Origin of the sequence: Dysgonomonas mossii (assembly GCF_004569505.1) — a bacterium.
GTDB lineage: Bacteria > Bacteroidota > Bacteroidia > Bacteroidales > Dysgonomonadaceae > Dysgonomonas.
On record NZ_SPPK01000003.1, the window covers coordinates 319,146 to 340,469 of the forward strand.

The following is a 21,324-nucleotide window of genomic DNA, read 5'->3' on the forward strand; positions in this document are numbered from 1 at the left end:
TCAGTAGACTATTTGTTGAGAGTTGTATATCTCCTGATACAACTTCGACTTTTCTATTAGTTCATCAGGTTTACCAATAACGTCTATTTCTCCATCCTCCAGTACTATCACTCTATCGGCTGATTGCATTGTATTGATACGTTGTGTTATAATAAAGACAGTTGTATCTTTTAAGAGATTGTTAAGGTTATATCTGATTTTCTGTTCGGTCTCCGTGTCCACAGCACTTGTACTATCATCCAGTATAAGGATTTTGGGCTTACGTAATAATGCCCGTGCAATACAAATTCGTTGCTTCTGTCCTCCTGATACATTAATACCTCCTCGTCCGAGAAGAGTTTTATACCCATCTGTAAAAGATACGATGAAATCGTGTGCTTGAGCTGCTTTTGCCGCTTCTTCTATTTCCTCTATTGTTGCATCGGGTCGTCCCCAACGCAGATTATCTATAATTGTTCCGGTAAAGAGTTCATTTTTTTGCAGTACCATTCCTATTTCGGCATGCAATTCTTCCAGATTATAATCCTTTACATTAACTCCATCTATGAGAATCTCTCCTGCCGTGACATTGTATAATCGAGGGATGAGCTGAAGCATAGAACTCTTAGCTGAGCCTGTTGCTCCTACTACAGCGATTGTTTCACCTTGTTTTATTTGGAAATTAATATCTTTCAATACATCGTTTTCACCGCCATTATATCGGAAAAAGACATTCCTGAAAATAACTTCTCCTTTTGTTATTTTATGCTTGTTTGATAAACCTTCTTCTGTATTCGTAAGTGATGGTTCTGTTTTTACAACTTCGAGTATACGTTCTGATGAGGCCGAAGCTCTCGCGATATTTACAATCACCATCGAGAGGAACATCAAAGCCATAAGTATTTGCGTCATGTAATTGACAAAAGAAATAAGCTCTCCCACTTTAAGATTGCCCTCTATCGCTTTTGCTCCACCTACCCAAAGAACTACGATAACAGATACATTCATTATAAGTTGCATGACAGGAAATATTGCTATAATAACATTGGACGCATTCACTACCATGTTTTGCAGATCTTCACTTCTTTTCTCAAATTTCTTAGTTTCAAAATCTTCTCTTACAAATGATTTAACGACACGGATGTTGATCAGGTTCTCTCTTACCATCGCATTGAGTTGGTCAATCTTTTGTTGTACTTTCATAAAGAGTGGAAGCCCTTTATATATGATAAGGAAAATACTAATACTAAGTATCGGTACAACTCCTAACATAATAAAAGCAAGATCGGTATTTATTTTTATAACAAAGAAAAAAGACATAACTAGCATTAATGGTGAGCGTAATAGTAAGCGCATACTCATTAATACAACTTGCTGTATATGACTGATGTCGTTTGTTAGGCGTGTGATTAATGAAGCGGAATTAAATCTGTCGATTTCGGTAAAAGAAAGCTGCTGTATTTTCGAAAATAATTTGCTTCTAAGGTCAGTCCCAAATCCGATGGATGCTTGTGAAGATACATATACATTAATGATGCTTACAATAAGCCCCAGGATAGATATTCCCACCATGTATGCTCCAGTCTCTGTGATAACGGATAGGTTACGGTGCACAACCCCATCATCTACAATCTTAGCCATAAACCAAGGCTGTATTGTTTCACACAATACGGTGATCAATACAAGAACCGGGCTTATAATCAGGCTTGTTTTGTATTTTTTAAGTATCTGCCAATATATTTTCATATATGTATAATCTGTTAAGGACAGATATTGTTCAATAATTACAATTATTTATTCGCATGGCAAAAATAGGAATAACTTCTTAAACTTATTTAGATTCGAAGAATCTCTTATATGTTATATTGAATAAAATTTATGCCATTTGTTATATGTCTGAAATATAGGTGCTTATATTCTTGTTTGGATTCCTTGTTTGAGAAACAGTTGTGTTAAAGAAATATATTTATGATAGGGTTTTTTAATATCCTCTTGACTATTAGTCATACTAATTAAAGAAATATCATATTTTTGTATATCACACTAAAAATAAATAATAAACATACTATCTATTCATGAAAACGAATAAACGCATCGGGGAGAGGATTCGTGAAATCCGCGAATCGAAATCAATATCTCTTGCTGATATGATAGAGCGTTCAGGCTTAGACGAGAAGCAAGTTGTTACAATAGAAGAGACAGGAGGTATTCCTTCTTTGGCTCCGCTGATAAAGATAGCCCGTGTATTAGGTGTAAGGCTGGGTACTTTCCTTGATGACGTGGATGAGTCGGGTCCTGTAATATCTCGCAAAGAACAATACAACAAGAGTATAAGCTTTTCTACAAAAGATACTTCCTCTGTTAAACACATGGATTACTACTCTCTGTCTTCTACAAAATCGGGGAGACACATGGAGCCATTTGTTATACAGATTGAGCCAATAAAAAAGGGTGTTGATTTTATTCTCTCCACGCATGAAGGTGAAGAATTTATTTATTGTCTCGAAGGTGTTGTTGAGATAAACTATGGCACTGATGTATATTGGCTTGAAGAAGGGGATAGCATTTATTATGATTCTATCGTATCCCACCATGTACATGCCGGAGGTGAAAGTGGAGCTAAGATTTTAGCGGTGATTTATACTCCTTTATGATAATACCTTCAAAAATCATGAAATGCAACTATCGGAAAGAACAATAGGAGAATGGCTTGAATATTGGGCAGAAAAAACTCCCGAAAAAGAATATATAGTATATTCAGATAGAGATCTTCGCTTCACATGGAAAGACTTTGATGAGCGGGTAAATAATATGGCTAAAGGACTTTTGGCTATAGGCGTTAAGCCCGGTTCTCATGTCGGTATATGGGCTACAAACGTTCCCGACTGGTTGACTTTTTTGTATGCAGGAGCCAAGATTGGAGCGGTTTTGGTGACGATCAATACCAATTATAAGCAGCACGAATTAGAATATATTGTCGATAATGCAGATATAGATACTCTTTGCATTACCGAAGGTGTTTTCGATGGGAACTACATTGATATGGTTTATGAAATGGCACCCGAGTTAAAAACAACTCAGCGAGGCTACCTCAATGTAGAGCGTTTCCCTAAATTGAAGAATATCGTTTTTATCGGGCAGGAGAAATACAGAGGAATGTATAATACTGCTGAGATATTATTGTTAGGTAAAAACGTATCGTGTGATATTTTAAATAAAACGAAGCGTACCGTAAATTGTCACGATGTAGTGAATATGCAATATACATCAGGTACTACCGGATTCCCTAAGGGAGTAATGCTCACTCACTATAACATTGTAAATAATGGCTTCTTTACAGGCGAGGCTATGCAATTTACAGCAGATGATAAATTATGTGTATGCGTGCCTCTGTTCCATTGTTTTGGTATTGTTTTGGCAACGATGAACTGTCTAACCCATGGTTCTACTCAGGTTATGGTTGAACGTTTCGATCCGTTAGTGGTGTTGGCATCTATACATAAAGAACGATGTACGGCTTTGTACGGTGTGCCGACAATGTTTATTGCAGAGCTGAATCATCCGATGTTCAATTTGTTTGATGTCAGTTCTCTGCGAACAGGTATTATGGCAGGCGCTCTCTGTCCTATAGAGCTAATGCGCCAAGTAACAGAAAGGCTTCATGTAACACATATTACAAGTGTCTACGGGTTGACTGAATCTTCTCCCGGAATGACGCACTCTACCACTGAAGACCCATTTGAAATACGATGTACGACTGTTGGTAGGGAGTACCCATATACAGAAGTGAAGATTGTAAATCCTGATACAGGTGAAGAGTGTGCTATAGAAGAGCAGGGCGAGGTTTGCTGTCGAGGCTATCTTGTGATGAAAGGTTATTATAAGAATGCTGATGCAACAAACGAAGTAATAGACAAAGATGGTTGGTTGCATTCGGGCGATTTGGGTGTAAAAGATAAAAATGGATATTATCGCATTACGGGACGTATTAAAGATATGATAATACGGGGCGGCGAGAATATTTATCCCCGTGAAATAGAAGAATATCTTTATCACATGCAAGGCATAAAGGATATTCAAGTAGCCGGAATACCTTCCGAGAAATATGGAGAAGAAGTAGGCGCTTTCATTATATTGCAAGAGGGGGCAGATCTCCTGCCTGAAGATGTAAAAGCCTTTTGTAGAGGAAAAATAGCTCGCCACAAAATTCCGAAATATATCTTTTTTGTAAACTCATTTCCTCTAACAGGGAGTGGAAAAATACAGAAATTTAAACTTAAAGATATTGGCCTCAACTTACTGAAAGAGCAAGGAGTAGATGTGATATAAAAAATAGGCTGGATAATTTCCAGCCTATTTTTCTCTCTATTAGTATCTCTTATTCTAAATCAAATCCATACGTCCTTCCTTTCTCTGTAGCCGGAACACCCGTTTTCATCCATACAGGCATTGGGTCTCCTTTGAGATAATGATCAAAGAACTGTTGTAGGCGTATACTTAAATCCTTCGAATTTTTGCGTTCTTTCAAATTGTGGGCTTCGTTGTTGTACTGTAGCATCCATACAGGTTTCCCCAAACGGCGTAAAGCCATAAAATACTCTATTCCCTGATACCAAGGCACAGCATCATCATTATCGTTGTGCATAATCAGGAGTGGTGTCTGAACCTTATCCGCAAAGAATATCGGCGAGTTTTCTTTATAAAGTTCGGGAGCTTCCCACATCGTAGCACCTATTCGAGACTGTGTTTGTTCATACTGAAACTGTCTGCTCATTCCACTGCCCCAGCGTATCCCTCCGTATGCACTAAACATATTGGATACGGGAGCCCCTGCACCCGCAGCTTTAAACATATTTGTGCGTGTGATAAGATAAGCTGTTTGATATCCTCCCCAACTTTGCCCTTGTATAGCCATATTGGCTTTGTCTACCCATGTGTTTTTTGTTAACTCCTCAGCTCCTGATACAATCGAATTGTAAGCACTTTCACCGGGGTGTCCTGTAGTGTATTGTATGTCCGGCGTGAAAACAATATAACCTCTGCTACAGTAAAACGGTATATTGATAATAGAGCGACTTGGAGCAGGAGGGAAGTACTGATACAGTTCGTCCGAATGCTTTTCGTAGAAGTAAATCATCACCGGATATTTCTTGTTCGGGTCGAAATCCTCAGGCTTGTATACTATTCCCTGTGTTGGTTTCCCATCAAATGTAGTCCATGATATCAATTCGGCAGTTCCCCAGTTGTATTCTCTCATTTGCGGATTTATATCGGAAAGCTTACTTTCAGTTTTCCATAAATTGCTTGTAAAATATAAATCGGGTGAGGTGTTAAAGTTACTTTTCGTATAAGCAAATACTTCTTTATCTTTTGCCTTTACAGGTGTGCTATAAGAGTATTTTGCAATAGTTAGAGGCTTAATATTGTTTTTAGCCAATTCATAAAAGCCATTTTCTTTTGTTGTATTATCAAATGCCGAGAGAAGTAGTTTTTCGTTTGGTTTTATAAACCTGCTTTCGGGATCGGTTTTGATATATCGCAATGTAACTTTTCTTTCTCTGCCTAAACCTTTCGTAATATTCTCAGGAGTTTTTATTCCTGTCGGGTCTAATTTCCAGATATCATACATGTCGTAAACAAGTAAAGCGGCGTCATTCTCCATCCATGCTGCATATCCGTATGGAGAAGGAGCTGTAGGGATGTCGTTTTTCTCATCCCAGAAATTCACATTCAATTGATTTGTCAAACAGACTTCCTTCCCATCTCTTATCGAATAGGCATAGTACTGAAGGGTATTTATATCATACCAAGCCAGAAAATTGCCTAGAGGTGAAAGCATAAGCCTGGCTTGTAATCCTGTCTTGATCTGCTTTTTTGTATGATTGTTTAAGTCGAAAAGCCAGATGTCATTCTCCTGATTTGCTCGATAGTCCCATTGAGTCTTTAGTTGATATTTCAGGTCTGAAGTTCCGATAGCATATTGCCCGTTATTTTCGTCAGAAATACTAACATCGGGTATCTCCTCTGTTGCTAATTGATAGAATGTGTTTGATTCCAAATCAATGTAAGACAGGAATGTTTGCTTCTGTTTCTTTTCCAACTGTACAAGCTGCTGAGGTTGGATAAGCGGTTCTTGCCAGTGCCAGATGTCAAGTTTTGCTTTTTCGAAATCGGGAATAGTCGTGTCTTTTGGTAAGACGATAGGAGCTATTCCTAACAACAATCTTTTTTCATTCTTACTGAACAGTGGAGTATAATTATCACTTACAGTCCATTTTTCAGGGACTCCTGCGGTGTTCTTATCTGCAACTATTTTTGCAGAGTCTAAAGTCGGATCAAAGTAGAAAAGTCTATAATCTTTAATTTCCTTTTTCAGGCTATCTGATGTTGCTAAATAAGCAAGCTTGTTTCCCGATTCGGATAAGGTAAGATTCTTATAGATTATTTTATTTATAGAAACCGTATCCTTGCGTAGATTATTCAGGTCGACAAAAAGGACACCCGGTTTATTAACCGTATCTTTTGCTGAAGGCTTCAATATTGTCGCAAAGCTTTTACCATTGCGGCTAAAAATATATTCTGTCGTATTTTTTATGGTATCTTCTTTCGATGTATAAAGATTGCGGAGTACAAGCGAGAGAGCTTTAGGCTCTTTTTTATCTTTAGATTTTAATGTGTCGTCTATTGTATAAGCAATGTAATCAGAAAAATCTTTTCCTATTTTGAAGCTCTTTACATTCGGAATTTTAGAAACTATAAGTTTGTCCAGCGAAATTAGGGCTAAAGAGTCTTTTGGCATCTTTTCATCGGCCGTTTTCTTTATTTTGGCTTGGCGTGTTACTGCATAAGGAGCTTTGATCTGCGCTATTATGTGTTTCTGATCCGGCGATATTGAGTAGGTATATGCACGTGGAATTTTCAATTCCTGCTTTGTCTTGAGATTACTAATCAGAAGATAATCATCTCCTTCTTGTTCTTTGACTACGGTCGCCGTATAAATACCGTCATTTGTAATACTAATATTCGATATACTTTTCCACGAATCGTAGACCGTATGATCTAATACTTTCTTTTGTGCATTTCCCTGCAATGCTGATAGTACAGCAATACAGAGAAAGACACATGTTAAATATGTCTTTCTTGTCATAACTATAAGATTTATAATGAACAGAATCAGGCTTCTTCGCCGAATTCCATTAAATATTCTTTGATAAAATCATCCAGATCCCCATCCATCACGGCATTTACATTTGATGTCTGGTAATTTGTCCGGTGATCTTTTACTCGGCGGTCATCAAAAACATAGCTTCGTATTTGAGAACCCCATTCTATTTTTTTCTTTCCGGCCTCTACTTTCGACTGTTCGCGGCTACGTCTTTCCAATTCTAATTCATACAATTGAGATTTCAGTAAGCGTATCGCATTGTCTTTATTTCCAAACTGAGAGCGGCTTTCTGTGTTTTCGATGACGATTTCTTTTTCTTCGCCGGTTTCAGGATCTTTGTATTTATAGTGTAGACGCACACCTGTCTCCACTTTATTTACGTTCTGTCCTCCTGCTCCACTCGAACGGAATGTGTCCCATGTAATGTCAGACAGATTGATGTCAATATCTATAGTATCATCGACCAAAGGAACCACAAAGACAGATGCGAACGAAGTCATGCGTTTTCCTTGTGCATTGAATGGCGATACTCGTACCAAACGGTGAACTCCATTTTCGGACTTGAGGTATCCGTATGCATATTCGCCTTCTACCTGCAAGGTTGCTGTTTTTATACCGGCCTCATCGCCGTCTTGCCAGTTGGTTATAGTCGTTTTATACTTCTTGTCTTCGCACCAACGTTGATACATGCGGAATAGCATCGAAGCCCAATCTTGTCCTTCGGTACCTCCTGCACCACTGTTTATTTTTAATACAGCTCCTAGTTTGTCTTCCTCACGGCGGAGCATGTTTTTCAATTCGAGATTCTCTATAAGGCTTAGGGCATTTTTATATGCTTCGTCCACCTCTTCTTCGGTAGTAATACCTTCTTTCTGAAAATCGAATGCAAGCTGTAGCTCATCTGTTGAGGCCTTTACTTCATTATAGCCTTCTATCCAGCCTTTCAGCCCACGTATAATTTTCATCTGAGCTTCTGCTGTTTTTGCATTATCCCAGAATCCCGGAGCTTGAGTTCTTAGTTCTTCTTCTTCTAGTTGTATTTTTTTCGCATCGACGTCAAAGATACCTCCTCAGCGCGTCCTCGCGCTCCAACACTTCTTTGAGTTGGTCTGCAGTAATCATAAGATTAATATTTAGTTGTTTCTATGTTTTTAGAGGTGCAAATGTATTAAAAAAACGTGTAAGTGACAATTTGATAAATAAATAATTAGAAAACAAACTCTATGCTACCACGTGAGCGGGATGTTTTTTATATTCGACACATATTCTTCAATTTTCTGCTAAAGCATGATGTAATGCTCATGTATCACACTATTCTGCTTATAAGAGAAAAACTTAAAATGTACGACATATAACATTCGGCTTACAACTTTTGCATACCTTTGTATCAGTTATCAAAAGTAAACAAATGGCAACTCTTCCTATTAGCCCTTATATGATTTTCACTCGCGAACAGTGGGCTGCGTTACGCGACTCCGAACCGATGACTCTCACCTATGAGGAATTGCTAACTCTACAAGGAATTGACTACGAATTGTCGATAGATGAGGTGGAAGATATTTATCTGCCTCTATCGCGTCTGTTAAGCTATTATGTACATGCACGTGTGAGCCGTCAGTCTGTATTGATGCGATTTCTCAATCAAGGAGTACAGAAGATTCCTTTTATAATAGGTATTGCAGGTAGTGTGTCGGTAGGGAAAAGTACTACTGCTCGTGTTTTGCAAGCATTGCTTAGCCGATGGAAAGAAAACACAAGAGTGTCTTTGGTAACTACAGACGGATTCCTTTATCCGAATGCTACTCTCGAAGAAAAAGGAATAATGCTGAAAAAAGGATTTCCCCAATCATACGATATAAAGCGTCTTCTTCAATTTGTGACAGATATAAAATCAGGAAAAGATCGGGTAGAAGTGCCCAGATATTCTCACTTGGTATACGATATTATCCCTAACGAATATGATATCGTTGAGCAGCCCGACATCTTGATTCTGGAGGGTCTTAATGTATTGCAAAGCGGAATGGATTACCCCAGCGAAAAGCCAAGGATATTTGTATCCGACTTTGTCGACTTCTCTATTTATGTAGATGCCGAAGAGCAGTTGCTCGAAGATTGGTATATTTCTCGTTTTATGAAATTCAGACAGGGTGCGTTTACCAACCCCCGGTCTTATTTCAAGAGCTTTTCGGAGCTATCTGAGAAAGAGGCGATGAAAACGGCGAAAACGATTTGGCGAGAGATTAACCGCAAAAATTTGAGGAAAAACATTTTGCCGACAAAGGAAAGAGCCAACCTGATACTTCACAAGGGAGAAGGTCATTCTGTTGACTTTGTACGGTTAAGAAAATAAATAGTAGATTTATTCGGGTTCATCAGTGTCGAGACAAAAGGGATGCCCTGCCGGGTCGATCATTGTTCTTGAAGTTTTGTAGTATTGTTCGCTTGCAAGTTTTGCTCCAGATTCTATCGCAAATTGTACAGCTTCTTCCAGATTATCCACATAAAAGTCCAAATGTAGCATTTGCCCTTGTTTTCCTTCTTGCCAAGGCCAGACAGGAGTAGTATAGTTTTCTACTTCCTGAAAAGCTATCACCATACCGGAGGGAGATGTTATAGCTGCCCAACCATTTGCATGAGGATGCGTGCACTCCCAGTTTAAGATTTTGCTATAAAACTTGGACATAACTCCAGCATCGGCACAATCGATAACAATGTTTACTTTTTTGATTGGGGCTTTGGTTTTCATGTTGCAGAATTAATGAATTATATGTTTGTGTTCCACCAAATAATATCTTATTTAATTTCTGAATAAGAATGGAGCGAAAAGGCTATCTTTTATTGATGTATTCTTCGCTCCATCTTGAATGACAAAGGTTATCTTATTTCTTTATTGTAAATCGATGTACAGTTTTGCTCTTGAACGTTTCTCCGGGTCTGAGTATTACACTCGGATACTCCGGTTTGTTGATACTATCCGGAAAATGTTGAGTTTCGAAGCATACCGCTGCACGCATCGGATAGCGGTGTCCGTGTTTTCCTTCAAAATTTCCTGTCATCCAGTTACCTGTATATATCTGAACACCCGGTTCGGTAGTCGAAATATTCATTTGAATTCCTGATTTCGGAGAAAAACATTCTACTGCTAAGGCCAATTCACCCTCTTTTTTATCTAATACCATTGTATGGTCGTAGCCTTTCCCGAAATGTAACTGTTCGAAGTCGTCCTCAATTCGTTCTCCGATAGTATGAGGAGTAGTGAAGTCGAACGGAGTTCCTTTTACAGGTTCAGCTTTTCCGTAAGGGATAGCAGTATCGTCCGTTGGGAGATAGCTAGAGGCATGCATGACCAGAATGTGATCGTTTATAGTAGGGTCTCCTTCGCCCGAAAGATTGAAATATGAATGATTTGTAAGATTCAAAATTGTTGCCTTGTCTGTTGTGGCCTCGTAGTCTATATCAAACGAATTGTCATCTGTCAATTTATAGATCATTTTCACATTCAGATTACCAGGAAAACCCTCTTCTCCGTCTTTGGATAGATATGTCAGCTCCAGAGTTTGATGATCCATTTGTTTTGCATCCCATACCACAGCATTAAAACCTTTAAGCCCACCATGTAGGTTATTCGGCCCATTGTTTATTGCCAATTCGTATGTAATGCCATCGAGCGTAAATTTTCCTTTGGCAATGCGGTTTCCTGTTCGTCCGCATACAGCCCCAAAATATGGCTCTTCAGAATTGAGATATTCGTTTAGATTATTATGTCCGAGAACGACATCGATGAGTTGTCCGTTTTTATCAGGTACGGATAAGGAAACTATTTTTGCTCCGTAATTAATGACGGTTGCTTCCAATCCATTCTTGTTGGATAATACGTACATTTCTACATCTTTACCATCTACTTTCCCGGCGAAGTTTGTTGGACTTAATTTTGATTTGGTTAATTCTGTTTGCATGATATTTTTTTAAGTTATACGAGCTTTTTTATAAATGATAAACACAAATATAAGGCTATTTTTAACAAAAAATATTTTTCTTCCCCTGAATGTGAATCTAACCATATCTAAAAAATAAAATTGCTATACCTACATGTCGAACCTGTATAGTCATTGGCAGGGCGAATCTTGTGATTTTATTATGTTATAGATAACGACTATGAGAGTTGAGAATAGTCTTAGTCTGATGGAAGTGTTTCAAAGTCTTAAATTAAGCAATAAACCAAAACAAATGGAGTTTTAATAGTGTTTATTCTTTAATTGCAAAGAAGTATTTATTAAAAAAGATAAAAATACTACTATAAGATGTATTTATTTTGTTTCTTTGCAGCGAATTTGGGTGTTTTGTACTCATTCACTAAATACTACTTATTTGTCTTTGTACAATATGTCTGATAAGCATCAGTATAAAACGATATCACTATTTACTACAGGGGTCATTACTACGATTAGTATAACTCTTGTTCTTTTTCTTTTGGGTTTGACCTTTTTGGTAGGATTTACCGCTAAAGGCATAGGTTCGTATCTGAAAGAGAATATGGGCATCTCGATAGAGCTTGCCGGAAATGTAGATGATGCTTCTGTCGCGAAGATACAGAAAAACTTGAATGCAAATCCGTATGTTAAGTCTGTCGTGTATATCAGCAAAGATGAGGCGAAAAAACAACTGGTAGAAGATCTTGGTCGTGATCCGGAAGAGGTGTTAGGATATAATCCTGCTCATGCCTATTTCGATGTGTTTATCAAGTCTGACTATGTAAATCCAGACAGTATAAAAAAAGTAGAAGCAAGTCTTAAGGTTCAAAATCTGAAAGGAGCTCAGATAGTAAATAATATCGTTTATAATGAAAGCGATATTATAAATGCAAACTCTAAACTCTCTTTAATTGGAACTATATTGGCTATACTGGCTGTGATACTTGTGCTCATATCCTTTACACTGATACGAAGTATTATTCAGCTGAATATATATTCAAAGAGATTTTTGATAAATACAATGCGATTGGTGGGTGCAACAAACTCTTTTATCAGATGGCCTTTTATGTGGCGTATGGTAATTAGTGGTGTTGTTGCTGCTATCTTGGCGAATTTAGCTATTACGGGAGTAATATATTATATTACAAGCATAATTCCTGATATGCTGTCTATTGTGAAAATGTACGAATTGTTGATTGTATATGGGCTTGTCCTTATCTTTGGCATACTTATAGCGGCTTTTGCCACAGCATTTTCGGTGAATAGGTATTTAAGAATGACTACAAATAAACTTTATCACGTTTAAAACATATGGATAAGAAAGATTTTGCTTTTGGCAAGCTAAATTACATCATTTGTGCTGTGTCGGTTGTAATTATTATAGTTGGGTTTATCCTGATGACAGGGCCATCTTCCAGCATCGAAGGCGGATTTGAACCGGACATCTTTAGTGCCAAGAGAATCGTTGTGGCTCCAATGGTGTGTCTTGCAGGCTTCTTGCTGATGATTGTCGGAATACTGTATCCTCGTCGTAAGAGTTTAACTGAAGAGAACAATGAGCACAACTGATTAATTACAAAACTTATAAATAACGATGAGTATTTTTGAGGCAATTATAATTGCTATTGTAGAAGGGCTTACCGAGTTTCTTCCAGTATCGTCAACCGGGCATATGATTATTGCTCAAAGTCTTTTAGGAATCGAAAGTAGCGAATTTGTAAAGGCTTTCACTGTTATTATACAATTTGGTGCGATTTTGTCTGTGATTGTTTTATACTGGAACCGCTTTTTTCGCTTTAGAAATGATAAACTAAGAGCGGATTTTAAAAATATATTCAGCTATTTGTTTTATAAATTAGAGTTCTATTGGAAGTTGCTGATCGGTTTTGTTCCGGCTGCTTTTTTAGGATTGATCTTTAGTGATAAAATAGATGAATTGCTCGAAAGTGTAACAGTTGTAGCTATCATGTTGGTGCTTGGCGGTATTCTGATGCTGTTTGTAGATAAATGGTTTAATAAGCCGAAAGAAGACTCTCAAGAAATAACATATAAGAATGCGTTTATAATTGGTTTTTTTCAGTGTATAGCTATGATTCCCGGAGTGTCTCGTTCTATGGCTACCATCGTAGGGGGGATGAGCCAGGGTTTGAGTAGAAAAAATGCAGCAGAATTTTCCTTCTTCCTTGCAGTGCCTACAATGGCTGCTGCTACCGGATGGAAAGTGTATAAGCTGATAAAAGCACCGAATGGAGGAGCATTTGATTTTGATTTCAGCATATTACTAGATAATATGACTGTGCTTATAATAGGAAATGTAGTAGCGTTTATCGTAGCGCTGTTGGCTATTAAATTCTTTATAGGATTTGTAACCAAGTATGGATTTAAACTTTTTGGCTGGTATAGAATTGTAGTTGGAGGAATTATTCTTATCCTTATGCTGGCAGGACACGAATTAACAGTATAATGGATTTTATATCAGGAGAAGTCTTATATATAAATAAGCCACTAAATTGGACATCATTCACCCTTGTGCGCAAATTGAGAAACAAATTATGCCGCAAGCTGGGTATTAAGAAATTAAAAGTCGGTCATGCCGGCACTCTAGACCCATTGGCTACGGGTGTTATGATTGTTTGTACAGGGAAAAAGACAAAGTTGATAGAATCGTTTCAATATCAGACTAAAGAATATATTGCAACGGTAAAGATTGGAGAAACAACTCCTTCATTTGATTTGGAAACAGCAGTAGATGGAGTCTTCCCCGTAGAACATATAACGCAGGAGCTGGTAGAGGTTAAACTTAAAGATTTTATTGGAGAAATAGAGCAAGTGCCGCCAACATATTCTGCCTGTAAGGTGGATGGAAAAAGGGCATACGAGTTTGCGAGAGAAGGACAGGACGTAGAGTTGAAACCAAAGTTGTTGGTTATAGACGAAATCGAGCTTCTCGACTATTCCTTTCCCGAAATAAGAGTTAGAGTGGTATGTAGTAAGGGTACATACATCAGAGCTTTGGCTCGAGATATTGGAGTTGCGTTAGGCTCAGGTGCACATCTTACCGCACTGGAGCGAACACGAATAGGAGAGGTTACTCTTGATCAGTGTATTGAGGGAAGCCAGATAGAAGAATTTGTGGACGCACTAATTATTGATAAATAATAAATTTAGATAAAGAAACATGAAACTTTCTCAATTCAGATTTGATCTTCCAGAGGAATTGATCGCCACTCATCCGTCAAAGAACAGGGATGAGTCACGCTTGTTGGTTGTCAACCGTAAAACCGGGGGTATTGAACACAAAAGTTTTAAGGATATTATTGACTATTTCGACGATAAAGATGTTTTTGTTTTCAACGATACGAAAGTCTTTCCTGCGCGTTTATATGGAAATAAGGAAAAGACCGGAGCTACAATAGAGGTATTCTTGCTGCGTGAGTTAAACGAGGAATTCCATTTGTGGGATGTACTTGTTGATCCTGCTCGTAAAATACGTATAGGAAATAAATTGTATTTTGGTGACGATGATTCAATGGTTGCCGAAGTTATAGATAATACAACTTCGCGTGGACGTACGCTTCGTTTTTTGTATGATGGTCCATCCGAAGAGTTCAGAAAAGCACTTTATGCTCTTGGTGAAACTCCAATCCCTAAATACCTGAACAGAGGTGAAGAACCCGAAGATAAGGATCGCTATCAGACTATATTCGCTAAAAACGAAGGTGCTGTCGTAGCTCCTGCTGCCGGACTTCACTTTAGCCGTGAGTTAATGAAACGCTTAGAAATTAAAGGTGTTCATTTTGCATATATAACTTTGCACTCGGGCTTGGGTAATTATAGAGATATTGACGTAGAAGATCTTACAAAGCATAAAATGGACTCGGAGCAATTGCTTATTACTCAGGAAGCGACAGATATCGTCAACAAAGCAAAAGATGAAGGTCGTAGAGTATGTGCCGTTGGGACTTCGGTGATGAGAGCTGTAGAAACAATAGTGAGTACAGATGGTTACCTGAAAACAAATGAAGGGTGGACAAATAAGTTTATTTTTCCTCCGTATGATTTTGGTATAGCCGACTCTATGGTTACTAATTTTCATTTGCCTCAGTCTACATTATTGATGATGACTGCTGCATTTGGCGGGTATGACCGTATAATGGATATATATGAAATCGCTGTAAAGGAGAAATATAAATTCGGAACTTACGGAGACGCAATGCTTATCATTTGATGATACTCGAAAAAGAAAAAAAGCATAATGTTTATCTCGGACTTGGCTCCAACTTGGGAGACCGAGGAGAAAACCTGGATAATGCAATAGATTATATAGAAGAGCGGATTGGCGATGTGATCGCCACTTCCGCTTTTTATATTACCGAGCCTGTCGGCTTTGAGTCTGCTAATCAGTTCTTGAATGCTGCATGTAGAGTGGAGACTAAACTTACTCCTATTGAAGTATTGCAGGCTACTCAATGGATCGAAAAAGAGATGGGGAGGGATGTTAAGTCTCAGGGTGAAAGATACACCGATCGGATTATAGATATTGATGTCTTGTTATACGAAGATGTAATTCTGGATTCTGCAGATTTGAAATTACCGCACCCTCATATTCACGAAAGGTCTTTTGTTTTATTTCCTTTAGCTGAGATTGCAGGAGAATACATGCATCCGATTCTTCATAAGACAATCAATCAATTAAAGGATGCCATAGTGCCACCGATTTCCATAGCGTAATAAGGGATAGTATTATTGTATTGAAAATATATAAATCAGCAGTTTACGATAAAACTGCTGATTTTCTTTTTTTATGATTTTCTTATAAATTATGACTGAAATCAAAACTCACCTGATGTCTGCCTATTGCTCATTTGCTGAATGAGAGAAAAATGCAGGAAAGGTAACCGTACTCTCATTATGGTATCTGTCTGAAGCTGTTACGGTATAATAATACCCAAAATCGCCCTCTTTGATTGTAAAAGCATAGCTATTTGTTCGTAGACCTGTTGATAATATATTGCCTGCATTGTTGGTGTCTACGGGTTCTTTATCTGATACATACACGGTATATGTGTAATCTCCATCTGCTGTTGGCGGATTCCATTTAATGTTTAGCTTGTTGTCTTTGTCTTTAAAGACTTGCAAATCAGTTGGGGAATTCGGCGCAATATTGTTTAGCCATGTCAATGGCGGTAGCTTCGCCGGAGTAGGGTAGTAGGTGTGTATAGAGTCTAAAACCCCTTTCAGATTGCTGAGAACATTCGCTGTTCTGAAATATGCTGCTCCCGGAATCTTTTTATCCCGAATGTATTGCATCTGGTTCGTAATATCTTGTAGCGGCCACTTTAATTCATCCATCTGATAAACACCCAATCCCGGAGCAATAAGCCTTCCGTTACTATTTGCAATCCAGTCGTTAAGGAACGGATAGAAATAATGATCACGGTAATACATCATTGGGAAAAGTAGGTCGTGTTTTCCATTTTTCAGCCAATGTCCTGCATCCTGAAATACTGTTTCATAAGCTGTCCAGCCATCATTGGGTGAAACCTCCGGTAGAACTTTGTATCTTCCTAAAGGAGAGCTACTCACTTGTACCCATTTTTTTAGAGCCTTTACCGTATCGTATGCTTCACTGATCAGCTTGTTGATATTTTCCCTACGCCAATCGTATAGATTCATCCCGTTTCCATATTTTCGGTAGGTATCGTCATCGGGAAATTTGCGGGAGTTGCTTGGATAGCGTATATAATCGAAATGAATACCATCTACATCATAATTCTGAACGATTTCCTTCACTATAGACACTATCAAGTTGCGTGTTTCGGGCATTCCGGGGTCGAGATACCATCTTTCTCCTATAGCCTTGTAATATGCAGGTTTGTTTTGTACTACTGTGGCTTTTCTTCGCCTGCCTTTGCCTGTATATCGCACTGTGGCTTTATCCATAGGATAGGCTATAACCCATGCATGACATTCCATCCCTCTTTTGTGGCATTCTTCTACAGCGAAGGCCAACGGGTCGAAATTGTCTTCATGATTGAAATATGAGCTGAGAGGTTCTATCTTGGAGCGATAAAAAACATATCCTTGTGCCCTTGCCTGAAAGAGGACTGTGTTGAAATTTGCTTCCTGTAATTTATCCAGAATCTTTTTTAATTGGTCTTTCTGAGCCTTGACGCTGGTATGCTGGGCAGGCCAGTCGAGACCCCAGTTTGTTGTTAGCCAAACGGCACGTATTTCGGTAGCAGGAGCTTGAGAAAATATATATATAGGAAGTAATAATAATAGAACTAGGATATGGAACGGTTTCATATTTATAATCCGCTAAAGTTTACATTGTTGAATAAAAGCGATGGAATGCGCCAAGAGGAAGTCTCACGGGGATCGTTTCCTGCTTCTGTAAGACTATCCCAAAGAGACAGCATATTTCCGGTTATGTTCATTTCTCCCAATGGAGTTGAAGTTTTTCCGTTTTCGATCAAGAAGCCCTCTATGCCAAACGAAAAATCTCCGGTAGTAGGATTGCTGTTACCGCCGTTGAAGTTGGTGACCCATATCCCTTTCTGTACAGATGCTAAAATGGCATCAAAGTTTCTTTCTCCCAAAGACATTTGAAGAATAGAAGGGGAAGATATGGTAGGGACTACTCCCATTTTCAGAGAATTGTATGTGTCTATGAAATAATTTTGCAGAATACCTTTCTCTATAATCGTTCTATCCTTTGTCTCTACGCCTTCGCCATCAAACCATCGCGCTCCAAAGGAACGTTTTAGATGTGGTGTATCGTAAAGGGTAAAGATGCCAGCCGTTATCTTTTCTCCCATTTGGTTTAATAGGAAAGAATTTTTCTGTTGAAGTGCTGTTCCGTACATTGCACTGATAAGCGGAGATAATATGCGCGACGAAGTGGTATTGTCTAACAGCATGTCATACTTGCCCGATTTTATCTTCTGTTGTCCGATCTTGCGTAATGCTCTGTTGAATGCAATTTTTGCTATCCCACTTTTTTTCAGATCTTCCCAATATACAGCACTGTCGTACCAGAAGGATTCGGCACGAGCGTCACCATCCGTTTTCAGTGATACTTCTACCATCAGGTTAAACGCAGAGTCTAGACATTCGGCTTCAAATCCATTGCTGGCAATCATATATTCTGCTCCTACGCCATCATCGTATGCCGAGGTGACAGAGATTATACGGCTGTCGCTGCCATGTATTTCGTCTACAGACTGCTTTATAAGATTTAACTTCTCATTTGTTGGAATGGATTCAAAACTTTCGTCACAGAGGTCTAACTCGGTTTCGTCTCCTCTGAAATATCTTTGCGTGTCAGGCAGTTGGCGAAAAGGATCTTCCGATAAATATTTAGTAGACGTGATACCTTCTTTTATAAAAGACTCTAATCCTGCTTTTTCTATTCGATTGGTGGAAAATGAGCCGTATCTGCCATCTATAAATAATTCTATATAGAGTTTGTTTTCACTGCTTTGGTGAAGTTTATCTAATTGAGTGTTTCTGTATTCGAAAGAGTTGTTGTTTGCCGTGATTACTGAAACCCGAGTTCCTTGGCATCCATTAGCCAGAGCCAGTTCCATAGACCATTGGGCAATATCTTTGTGTTGCTTACTTATCATATCTTTGTTGTTGTGGATGCAAAAATACACAGATTTAGTGTAAAAAAGAGAAAAAGTTAGAATAGAAACTTTCTAGCTGTACGAATTAACGTTCTCTAACTAAGCTGTTGTGATTCAAAGTCTGGACAATGTTTCTGGGGAAAAGATTCTGATTTAATTTCTTAAAGCTTAGTCAAGTTGCTGAGGAGTGTTATAGTATGTCCTTATAAATGGAGATTGAGGGGTATTTATTATAGCATATCAAACGCACAACAATCGATTTTTCATATATAATAGAAAAAGCGACACCGAAGTGCCGCTCTTGATGTTTTCACAACGGAATAATCCTTATTGTGATTTGAAAGCAAATCACAACTGTTATGCAGAAGCTAAAACTAAGTTGATGATGTATTTCAATGAACTAAGATACAATTTTGAAAGCAAATCACAACATCCTTGAACACCTTCTACTAAAATAGTCTGATGTATTTCAATGAACTAAGATACAATTTTGAAAGCAAATCATAACATAATCTCCATGCATTTGATACCCTATCTTGATGTATTTCAATGAACTAAAGTGCAATTTTGAATGCAATTTGCAATTGATGGCTCAAGATATATTAAGCAGATAGTCTTGTCGCTAACTTAATAGTACATTGTTAGTCTGCGAGTGCTCTATTGGAAGATGTATCTATTCCCAAGCGCGTATTGGCGATGATTTGTAATGTTCTCATTGTCCGTAAATAGCAAACGCTATAGTATTAGTTCTTTATATATACCTATCTCGACTTCTATAGCACATACATATAGCTGATAGGTTTACAGAACCATATAATCCTTCAGTTTAATGCGAAGTGTTTTTAAAGATTTTGTTATGCGATATTCCACCGTTTTTATAGATATTCCGAGGTTTATAGCGATCTCTGCATTCGTATTTTCTCCAAACCTGCTCATTTCAAAAACCTCTTTGTATTTTTCAGGCAATTCTTTAATAGCGGACTGTATTCTGATTGCCAGTTCTTCTACCATGTAATAATCGGGGTCTTCGAATTGCTCTTTTAATTTTTCATATAATATTGCATGTACTCTTTTTCTATATTGCTCATTCCTGATTGCATTAAAAGTGCGATTTTTGGCAGCAACGAACAGATACGATTTCAGGGACGTTTCGACAGCCAGATATTTCCTTTTCTCCCATATATGCAACATGAGATCTTGAACTAATTCTTCAGCCTCAACGTCAGAAATAAATTGTGAAACATATTCACAAAGAGGTGAATAGAACTTAATAAACATTTCTTTATAAGCCCTAGTATCCCCTTCTAAAATTCCGTTTAGAAGCAATTGTTCATCCATAATATTTAAGGTGCGGGCAAAGGTAATTTTTTCATCAATAATAAGTATATAAAACTTTCAAGAAAAGTAGGGCCATTAAAATTAATAAAAAAATTGATTTTTAGTTTAGGGTGGTGCACAATATATGTGTCGTATATATAGAAACATGTAGTGAATAGGCTTATAAAAAATGGAATTAAACGAAAAATCATATATTGAGATACCAGATGAGTCATTGCTCCTTAGATATATTACCGGAGAAGTAACGCAAGAGGAGAGTTTATTGGTCAAAGAATGGAGTGAGAAAGACACTGCAAATGAAGAGCTCCTTATTCAGCTGGCACGTATGTATTATGCTCAAAGAACACAACAGCGGATTAAGAATCGTGATACTGAAGCCGCATTTCGAATCGTAAATAATAAAATCAAGAAAAAAGGAAGGCGTTTATTCCTCCAGCAGGTTGGCGTAGCAGCATCTTTGATTATAGGTATTCTAGGTATAGGTTCTTTCTTCTTTCAATATCTAGACTTGCGCGAGAGCTTCCTTCCATCTATGATTACAGTAGAATCGAATGATAACTCCCGTACTCGTCTGGTGTTACCCGATGGAACCGAAGTTTGTCTTAATTCTGGAAGCAGCATCACATATCCGTCCCATTATACCGACGGTGAACGAAATGTTACTCTCTCAGGTGAAGCATATTTCAAAGTGACTCATAATAAAGAGAAACCTTTTGTTGTGAGTGCTCTGGATAAGAAGTATAAAGTTAAGGTACTCGGAACAGAGTTCAATATGCAGGCGTATAGAGATGACAATGTTATTCAAACAACACTTATATCCGGAAGTGTTCAGGTCGATATTCAGGGGAGGAACACGAAGACGGTTTTGTTGCCTTCGCAAAAAGCAACCTACTCCCTACAGAATAACGAATTGGAGGTAGTAAGTGCTAATACGGATAGAGAGACAGACTGGATGTATAGCCGTTTGGTATTCAAGAAAACACCTATGCCGGAGGTATTGGCGCGATTGTCCCGTTTCTATAAAGTGGAGTTCGATGTGAGAAATAAAATCATAGATACTTATACATTTACCGGAACCTTCGAAGACAGACCTTTGTATCAGGTGTTGGATTATATGAAGATATCATCACAAATAGATTATAATATAACTTATCAGAAAGATGAAAAAGGTACTAAATCTGTCGTGGTATTGAGACGATAGAACGAAAAGAAAATAACTCGGATATCTTTCAAAATCAAC

The 21,324-nt window shown here is 38.0% G+C and carries 18 protein-coding genes; 10 read left to right on the top strand and 8 right to left on the bottom strand.

Annotation, left to right across the window (positions count from 1 at the left end; genetic code table 11):
- Window positions 1–1,725: an ABC transporter ATP-binding protein gene (locus tag E4T88_RS11405; RefSeq protein WP_135105553.1), complete on the bottom strand. Its 1,725-nt coding sequence runs from the start codon at window positions 1,723–1,725 to the stop codon at window positions 1–3.
- A gap of 329 nt (window positions 1,726–2,054) precedes the next feature.
- On the opposite strand from E4T88_RS11405, the gene E4T88_RS11410 reads away from it, so the two are divergent.
- Both E4T88_RS11410 and E4T88_RS11415 read left to right on the top strand, forming a co-directional pair.
- Window positions 2,055–2,633 (top strand): helix-turn-helix domain-containing protein, encoded by a 579-nt coding sequence (locus E4T88_RS11410; RefSeq protein ID WP_135105554.1) that lies wholly within the window; start codon window positions 2,055–2,057, stop codon window positions 2,631–2,633.
- A 22-nt stretch (window positions 2,634–2,655) separates the two neighbouring features.
- Window positions 2,656–4,308 (top strand): AMP-binding protein, encoded by a 1,653-nt coding sequence (locus E4T88_RS11415; RefSeq protein WP_135105555.1) that lies wholly within the window; start codon window positions 2,656–2,658, stop codon window positions 4,306–4,308.
- 49 nt (window positions 4,309–4,357) lie between these two features.
- On the opposite strand, the gene E4T88_RS11420 is transcribed toward E4T88_RS11415, so the two are convergent.
- A complete protein-coding gene (locus E4T88_RS11420) occupies window positions 4,358–7,126 on the bottom strand; it encodes an alpha/beta hydrolase family protein (protein ID WP_135105556.1) in 2,769 nt (922 codons plus the stop codon).
- A 26-nt stretch (window positions 7,127–7,152) separates the two neighbouring features.
- Window positions 7,153–8,266, bottom strand: a protein-coding gene (gene prfB, locus E4T88_RS11425; RefSeq protein WP_135105557.1) for a peptide chain release factor 2 whose coding sequence is annotated in 2 segments (ribosomal slippage) — window positions 7,153–8,202 and window positions 8,204–8,266 — 1,113 coding nt in all. Because the reading frame shifts where the segments join, the coding sequence is not laid out codon by codon here.
- A 286-nt stretch (window positions 8,267–8,552) separates the two neighbouring features.
- On the opposite strand from prfB, the gene coaA reads away from it, so the two are divergent.
- Complete coding sequence (coaA, locus tag E4T88_RS11430) at window positions 8,553–9,494, top strand: type I pantothenate kinase (protein ID WP_135105559.1); 942 nt, start codon at window positions 8,553–8,555, stop codon at window positions 9,492–9,494.
- Window positions 9,495–9,503: 9 nt separating this feature from the next.
- On the opposite strand, the gene E4T88_RS11435 is transcribed toward coaA, so the two are convergent.
- Window positions 9,504–9,890: a VOC family protein gene (locus tag E4T88_RS11435; protein ID WP_135105560.1), complete on the bottom strand. Its 387-nt coding sequence runs from the start codon at window positions 9,888–9,890 to the stop codon at window positions 9,504–9,506.
- Between the two features lie 133 nt (window positions 9,891–10,023).
- Window positions 10,024–11,100 carry an aldose epimerase family protein gene (locus E4T88_RS11440; RefSeq protein WP_135105561.1) on the bottom strand — a complete coding sequence of 359 codons (1,077 nt, stop codon included), beginning with the start codon at window positions 11,098–11,100 and terminating at the stop codon, window positions 10,024–10,026.
- Between the two features lie 427 nt (window positions 11,101–11,527).
- Between E4T88_RS11440 and E4T88_RS11445 the strand changes: the two genes are divergently transcribed.
- The 6 genes from E4T88_RS11445 to folK are packed head-to-tail and all read left to right on the top strand — an operon-like array spanning window position 11,528 to window position 15,846.
- On the top strand, window positions 11,528–12,421 hold the full coding sequence (locus E4T88_RS11445; protein WP_135105563.1) for a cell division protein FtsX: 894 nt from the start codon (window positions 11,528–11,530) through the stop codon (window positions 12,419–12,421).
- A 5-nt stretch (window positions 12,422–12,426) separates the two neighbouring features.
- Complete coding sequence (locus tag E4T88_RS11450) at window positions 12,427–12,684, top strand: DUF3098 domain-containing protein (RefSeq protein WP_135105564.1); 258 nt, start codon at window positions 12,427–12,429, stop codon at window positions 12,682–12,684.
- Window positions 12,685–12,709: 25 nt separating this feature from the next.
- On the top strand, window positions 12,710–13,579 hold the full coding sequence (locus E4T88_RS11455; RefSeq protein WP_135105566.1) for an undecaprenyl-diphosphate phosphatase: 870 nt from the start codon (window positions 12,710–12,712) through the stop codon (window positions 13,577–13,579).
- Window positions 13,579–14,274, top strand: a complete 696-nt coding sequence (gene truB, locus E4T88_RS11460; protein WP_135105567.1) for a tRNA pseudouridine(55) synthase TruB — start codon at window positions 13,579–13,581, stop codon at window positions 14,272–14,274. The genes E4T88_RS11455 and truB overlap by 1 nt, the downstream gene beginning before the upstream one ends.
- Window positions 14,275–14,293: 19 nt before the next feature.
- Window positions 14,294–15,343: a tRNA preQ1(34) S-adenosylmethionine ribosyltransferase-isomerase QueA gene (gene queA, locus E4T88_RS11465; RefSeq protein WP_135105569.1), complete on the top strand. Its 1,050-nt coding sequence runs from the start codon at window positions 14,294–14,296 to the stop codon at window positions 15,341–15,343.
- Window positions 15,343–15,846 (top strand): 2-amino-4-hydroxy-6-hydroxymethyldihydropteridine diphosphokinase, encoded by a 504-nt coding sequence (folK, locus tag E4T88_RS11470; protein WP_135105570.1) that lies wholly within the window; start codon window positions 15,343–15,345, stop codon window positions 15,844–15,846. Before queA ends, folK begins: the two co-directional genes overlap by 1 nt.
- A gap of 123 nt (window positions 15,847–15,969) precedes the next feature.
- On the opposite strand, the gene E4T88_RS11475 is transcribed toward folK, so the two are convergent.
- The 3 genes from E4T88_RS11475 to E4T88_RS11485 form a co-directional block, all read right to left on the bottom strand.
- Entirely contained in the window at window positions 15,970–17,424 is a 1,455-nt protein-coding gene (locus E4T88_RS11475) for a glycoside hydrolase family 10-like protein (RefSeq protein ID WP_135105572.1), read from the bottom strand.
- 2 nt (window positions 17,425–17,426) lie between these two features.
- Complete coding sequence (locus E4T88_RS11480; RefSeq protein ID WP_135105573.1) at window positions 17,427–18,746, bottom strand: TldD/PmbA family protein; 1,320 nt, start codon at window positions 18,744–18,746, stop codon at window positions 17,427–17,429.
- Window positions 18,747–19,547: 801 nt separating this feature from the next.
- Entirely contained in the window at window positions 19,548–20,084 is a 537-nt protein-coding gene (locus E4T88_RS11485; protein ID WP_135105575.1) for an RNA polymerase sigma-70 factor, read from the bottom strand.
- Window positions 20,085–20,253: 169 nt separating this feature from the next.
- Here E4T88_RS11485 and E4T88_RS11490 point away from each other — a divergent pair, with 169 nt between their 5' ends.
- Window positions 20,254–21,285: a FecR family protein gene (locus E4T88_RS11490; protein WP_135105576.1), complete on the top strand. Its 1,032-nt coding sequence runs from the start codon at window positions 20,254–20,256 to the stop codon at window positions 21,283–21,285.
- Window positions 21,286–21,324 lie beyond the last annotated feature (39 nt).